The 5,948-nt window shown below is 56.1% G+C and carries 3 rRNA genes; all 3 read left to right on the plus strand.

The features are described from left to right. Window positions 1–176: 176 nt before the first annotated feature. The 3 genes from ACX80U_RS19095 to rrf all read left to right on the plus strand — a co-directional run bounded on the left by ACX80U_RS19095 (window position 177) and on the right by rrf (window position 5,893). Window positions 177–1,709 (plus strand): 16S ribosomal RNA (locus tag ACX80U_RS19095). A 578-nt stretch (window positions 1,710–2,287) separates the two neighbouring features. Then, window positions 2,288–5,443, plus strand: a 23S ribosomal RNA gene (locus ACX80U_RS19100). A 333-nt stretch (window positions 5,444–5,776) separates the two neighbouring features. Further along, window positions 5,777–5,893 (plus strand): 5S ribosomal RNA (gene rrf / locus ACX80U_RS19105). Together the 16S, 23S and 5S rRNA genes form the textbook arrangement of a ribosomal RNA operon. Window positions 5,894–5,948: the final 55 nt, after the last annotated feature.

Here is a 5,948-nt window from a genome sequence, read left to right on the forward strand (position 1 = left end):
TCCTGTTGTTTGAGAACTCAATAGTGTGCCAAGTTTGTTGATACCGATTGTTTTTTGATTGGTTGAATTTGCTGGTTGCCGCACCCCGTGTGGTGGCTGGTTTTTTTGGCTGGTTTCGAATTTTGTGCAGCGTGGTTGCCCGTTTTCCCGGGTTTCCGTGTTGTGTCTGTAATGCATTTACGGAGAGTTTGATCCTGGCTCAGGATGAACGCTGGCGGCGTGCTTAACACATGCAAGTCGAACGATGAACCTCACTTGTGGGGGGATTAGTGGCGAACGGGTGAGTAACACGTGAGTAACCTGCCCTTGACTCTGGGATAAGCCTGGGAAACCGGGTCTAATACTGGATACGACCTTCTGGCGCATGCCATGTTGGTGGAAAGCTTTTGTGGTTTTGGATGGACTCGCGGCCTATCAGCTTGTTGGTGGGGTAATGGCCTACCAAGGCGACGACGGGTAGCCGGCCTGAGAGGGTGACCGGCCACACTGGGACTGAGACACGGCCCAGACTCCTACGGGAGGCAGCAGTGGGGAATATTGCACAATGGGCGCAAGCCTGATGCAGCGACGCCGCGTGAGGGATGAAGGCCTTCGGGTTGTAAACCTCTTTCAGTAGGGAAGAAGCCGGCCTTTGGGTTGGTGACGGTACCTGCAGAAGAAGCGCCGGCTAACTACGTGCCAGCAGCCGCGGTAATACGTAGGGCGCAAGCGTTATCCGGAATTATTGGGCGTAAAGAGCTCGTAGGCGGTTTGTCGCGTCTGCCGTGAAAGTCCGGGGCTTAACCCCGGATCTGCGGTGGGTACGGGCAGACTAGAGTGCAGTAGGGGAGACTGGAATTCCTGGTGTAGCGGTGAAATGCGCAGATATCAGGAGGAACACCGATGGCGAAGGCAGGTCTCTGGGCTGTAACTGACGCTGAGGAGCGAAAGCATGGGGAGCGAACAGGATTAGATACCCTGGTAGTCCATGCCGTAAACGTTGGGCACTAGGTGTGGGGGACATTCCACGTTTTCCGCGCCGTAGCTAACGCATTAAGTGCCCCGCCTGGGGAGTACGGCCGCAAGGCTAAAACTCAAAGGAATTGACGGGGGCCCGCACAAGCGGCGGAGCATGCGGATTAATTCGATGCAACGCGAAGAACCTTACCAAGGCTTGACATGAACCGGAATGATGCAGAGATGTGTCAGCCACTTGTGGCCGGTTTACAGGTGGTGCATGGTTGTCGTCAGCTCGTGTCGTGAGATGTTGGGTTAAGTCCCGCAACGAGCGCAACCCTCGTTCCATGTTGCCAGCGGGTTATGCCGGGGACTCATGGGAGACTGCCGGGGTCAACTCGGAGGAAGGTGGGGACGACGTCAAATCATCATGCCCCTTATGTCTTGGGCTTCACGCATGCTACAATGGCCGGTACAAAGGGTTGCGATACTGTGAGGTGGAGCTAATCCCAAAAAGCCGGTCTCAGTTCGGATTGAGGTCTGCAACTCGACCTCATGAAGTTGGAGTCGCTAGTAATCGCAGATCAGCAACGCTGCGGTGAATACGTTCCCGGGCCTTGTACACACCGCCCGTCAAGTCACGAAAGTTGGTAACACCCGAAGCCGGTGGCCTAACCCCTTGTGGGAGGGAGCCGTCGAAGGTGGGACCGGCGATTGGGACTAAGTCGTAACAAGGTAGCCGTACCGGAAGGTGCGGCTGGATCACCTCCTTTCTAAGGAGCGCCTCAGGTTCATGTGCTCATCCTGTGTGGTGGGTGTGTGGCTTGCAGGAGTTAGCCCACAGCGCGGGCGTTTGTTCCGCGGTGGGTGCTCATGGGTGGAATATCAACGGATAGGTCCCTGGTGGGTCCTGGTGGCATTCGAGTACGAGCCGGCGCCTCTGTCGTGTCTTCTCCTTCGTGGAGGGGGTGTGTGGGTGCGGTGGTTGTGGAAAGGGTGGTGTCGGGGGTTGTTGGGGGGTGTTTGGCACACTGTTGGGTCCTGAGATAACAGGGCTCTTGTTCTGCGTGTCCTTGTGGGGGTGCTTGTTCTGGGTGTCGGTGATTCGTCGCTGGTGTCCGGGGTGGGTGGTTCTGCGGGGGGTGTCGTGGGGTGGGGGTTTCGGTTGTTTCTGGTTGTTCCTGCGCATGCTGTGTCCGGTCCTTCGGGGTTGGGTGTGGGTGTGACGGGGTTGTTGGTTGAGAACTGCATAGTGGACGCGAGCATCTTAAAAAGAAGCAATTTCTAAGATAAATCTGGTTTCGGACAAATGTTCGGGCCTGGTTTTCTCGATATGTTTTTTGATCTTTGTGGTCAAGTTTTTAAGGGCACACGGTGGATGCCTTGGCATCAGGAGCCGAAGAAGGACGTGGGAATCTGCGATAAGCCTGGGGGAGTTGATAACCGAACTTTGATCCCAGGATGTCCGAATGGGGAAACCCCGCCCGGCGCGCGAGTGACCGGGTGACCCGTATCTGAACACATAGGGTACGTGGAGGGAACGTGGGGAAGTGAAACATCTCAGTACCCACAGGAAGAGAAAACAATAGTGATTCCGTTAGTAGTGGCGAGCGAACGCGGAACAGGCTAAACCAGTGGTGTGTGATAGCCGGCGGGCGTTGCATCACTGGGGTTGTGGGACTTTCCGTTCCAGTTCTGCCGGACTGGTGAAATGAGTGCGTGCGTATAGGTGAACGGGTTTGAAAGCCCGGCCGGAGAGGGTGTAAGTCCCGTAACCGTAATGCGTGACGCCGTTTGGAGAGGATCCCAAGTAGCACGGGGCCCGAGAAATCCCGTGCGAATCTGCCAGGACCACCTGGTAAGCCTAAATACTCCCTGATGACCGATAGCGGACCAGTACCGTGAGGGAAAGGTGAAAAGTACCCCGGGAGGGGAGTGAAACAGTACCTGAAACCGTGTGCCTACAAACCGTCGGAGCAGACTTGTATCTGTGACGGCGTGCCTTTTGAAGAATGAGCCTGCGAGTTAGTGTTACGTCGCGAGGTTAACCCGTGTGGGGAAGCCGTAGCGAAAGCGAGTCTGAATAGGGCGAGCAGAGTGGCGTGATCTAGACCCGAAGCGAAGTGATCTACCCATGGCCAGGTTGAAGCGACGGTAAGACGTCGTGGAGGACCGAACCCACTTCAGTTGAAAATGGAGGGGATGAGCTGTGGGTAGGGGTGAAAGGCCAATCAAACTTCGTGATAGCTGGTTCTCCCCGAAATGCATTTAGGTGCAGCGTTGCGTGTTTCTTACCGGAGGTAGAGCTACTGGATGGCTAATGGGCCCTACAAGGTTACTGACGTCAGCCAAACTCCGAATGCCGGTAAGTGAGAGCGCAGCAGTGAGACTGTGGGGGATAAGCTTCATAGTCGAGAGGGAAACAGCCCAGACCACCAACTAAGGCCCCTAAGCGTGTGCTAAGTGGGAAAGGATGTGGAGTTGCCCAGACAACCAGGAGGTTGGCTTAGAAGCAGCCACCCTTGAAAGAGTGCGTAATAGCTCACTGGTCAAGTGATTCCGCGCCGACAATGTAGCGGGGCTCAAGTACACCGCCGAAGTTGTGGCATTCACATATATCCCAAGCCGGAGACTTGTTCTCTTGGTTCAAGGGTGTGGATGGGTAGGGGAGCGTCGTGTGGGCAGTGAAGTCGCGGTGTAAACCAGCGGTGGAGCCTACACGAGTGAGAATGCAGGCATGAGTAGCGAAAGACGGGTGAGAAACCCGTCCGCCGAATGATCAAGGGTTCCAGGGTCAAGCTAATCTGCCCTGGGTAAGTCGGGACCTAAGGCGAGGCCGACAGGCGTAGTCGATGGACAACGGGTTGATATTCCCGTACCGGCGAAGAACCGCCAATACTGATCGAGGGATACTAACCGCCAGAAGCATGACCGCCCACCCTTGTGGTGACGTGGTTTTTTGTGGATCGCGGGACCTGATCTCGGGAGGTAAGCGTATTAACAGGTGTGACGCAGGAAGGTAGCCAAGCCGGGCGATGGTTGTCCCGGTCTAAGGATGTAGGGCAGGACGTAGGCAAATCCGCGTTCTTGTGTTCGATCACGAGCCTGAGATCTGATGGGACCCCCGTATGGGGGAATTTGGTGATCCTATGCTGCCGAGAAAAGCATCGGCGCGAGGTTCCAGCCGCCCGTACCCCAAACCGACACAGGTGATCAGGTAGAGAATACTAAGGCGATCGAGAGAATTATGGTTAAGGAACTCGGCAAAATGCCCCCGTAACTTCGGGAGAAGGGGGGCCCCAACTGTGATGGTGACTAGCTCACCGGAGCGGATCAGGGCCGCAGAGACCAGGGGGAAGCGACTGTTTACTAAAAACACAGGTCCGTGCGAAGTCGCAAGACGATGTATACGGACTGACTCCTGCCCGGTGCTGGAAGGTTAAGAGGACCGGTTAGTTTCACGCTTGCGTGGGACGAAGCTGGGAATTTAAGCCCCAGTAAACGGCGGTGGTAACTATAACCATCCTAAGGTAGCGAAATTCCTTGTCGGGTAAGTTCCGACCTGCACGAATGGAGTAACGACTTCCCCGCTGTCTCAACCATAAACTCGGCGAAATTGCAGTACGAGTAAAGATGCTCGTTACGCGCAGCAGGACGGAAAGACCCCGAGACCTTCACTATAGTTTGGTATTGGTGTTCGGTGTGGCTTGTGTAGGATAGGTGGGAGACTGTGAAGCGTGGACGCCAGTTCACGTGGAGTCATCGTTGAAATACCACTCTGGTCACTCTGGATATCTAACTTCGGCCCGTAATCCGGGTCAGGGACAGTGCCTGATGGGTAGTTTAACTGGGGCGGTTGCCTCCTAAAAAGTAACGGAGGCGCCCAAAGGTTCCCTCAGCCTGGTTGGCAATCAGGTGGCGAGTGTAAGTGCACAAGGGAGCTTGACTGTGAGAGAGACATCTCAAGCAGGGACGAAAGTCGGGACTAGTGATCCGGCGGCACATTGTGGAATGGCCGTCGCTCAACGGATAAAAGGTACCTCGGGGATAACAGGCTGATCTTGCCCAAGAGTCCATATCGACGGCATGGTTTGGCACCTCGATGTCGGCTCGTCGCATCCTGGGGCTGGAGTAGGTCCCAAGGGTTGGGCTGTTCGCCCATTAAAGCGGTACGCGAGCTGGGTTTAGAACGTCGTGAGACAGTTCGGTCCCTATCCGCTGCGCGCGCAGGAAATTTGAGAAGGGCTGTCCTTAGTACGAGAGGACCGGGACGGACGAACCTCTGGTGTGTCAGTTGTACTGCCAAGTGCACCGCTGATTAGCTACGTTCGGATGGGATAACCGCTGAAAGCATCTAAGCGGGAAGCCTGCTTCAAGATGAGATTTCCATACACCTAGAGTGTGAGAGGCCCCCAGCCAGACCACTGGGTTGATAGGCCGGATGTGGAAGCAGGGACTAACGACCTGTGAAGCTGACCGGTACTAATAAGCCGATAACTTACACCACACACCCACCCCCACCACGGGACGGGCGTGACACCAGGGACCCAGGCAACCGGGCCCCCGGAGCCACACCCACCACCCACGGTGACCAACGGGGAGAGTGAAGATCACATGCTACGCGTCCACTATGCGGTTCCCAACCAACAACAGGAACCACCCACCACCACCACCAGAACCCTCACCAGGGAACCAGTGGCAGGATAAAGGCGGGATAAATTGAAGATCGGGCTGAACAGAGCCCACACATCCAGCACGAACGATGTAACCACCAGACTTACCACCATCCGAACCCCCCACACACAACAGGGGGGCGCCCGGACGGAACGGTACACAGGGTTACGGCGGTCATAGCGTGGGGGAAACGCCCGGTCCCATTCCGAACCCGGAAGCTAAGACCCACAGCGCCGATGGTACTGCACCCGAGAGAGTGTGGGAGAGTAGGACACCGCCGGACAACACTCCAACGGGAAGGCCCCGCACCACCAGGTGCGGGGCCTTCCCCACTTAAA

It is taken from the genome of Arthrobacter sp. TmT3-37, from assembly GCF_054510835.1.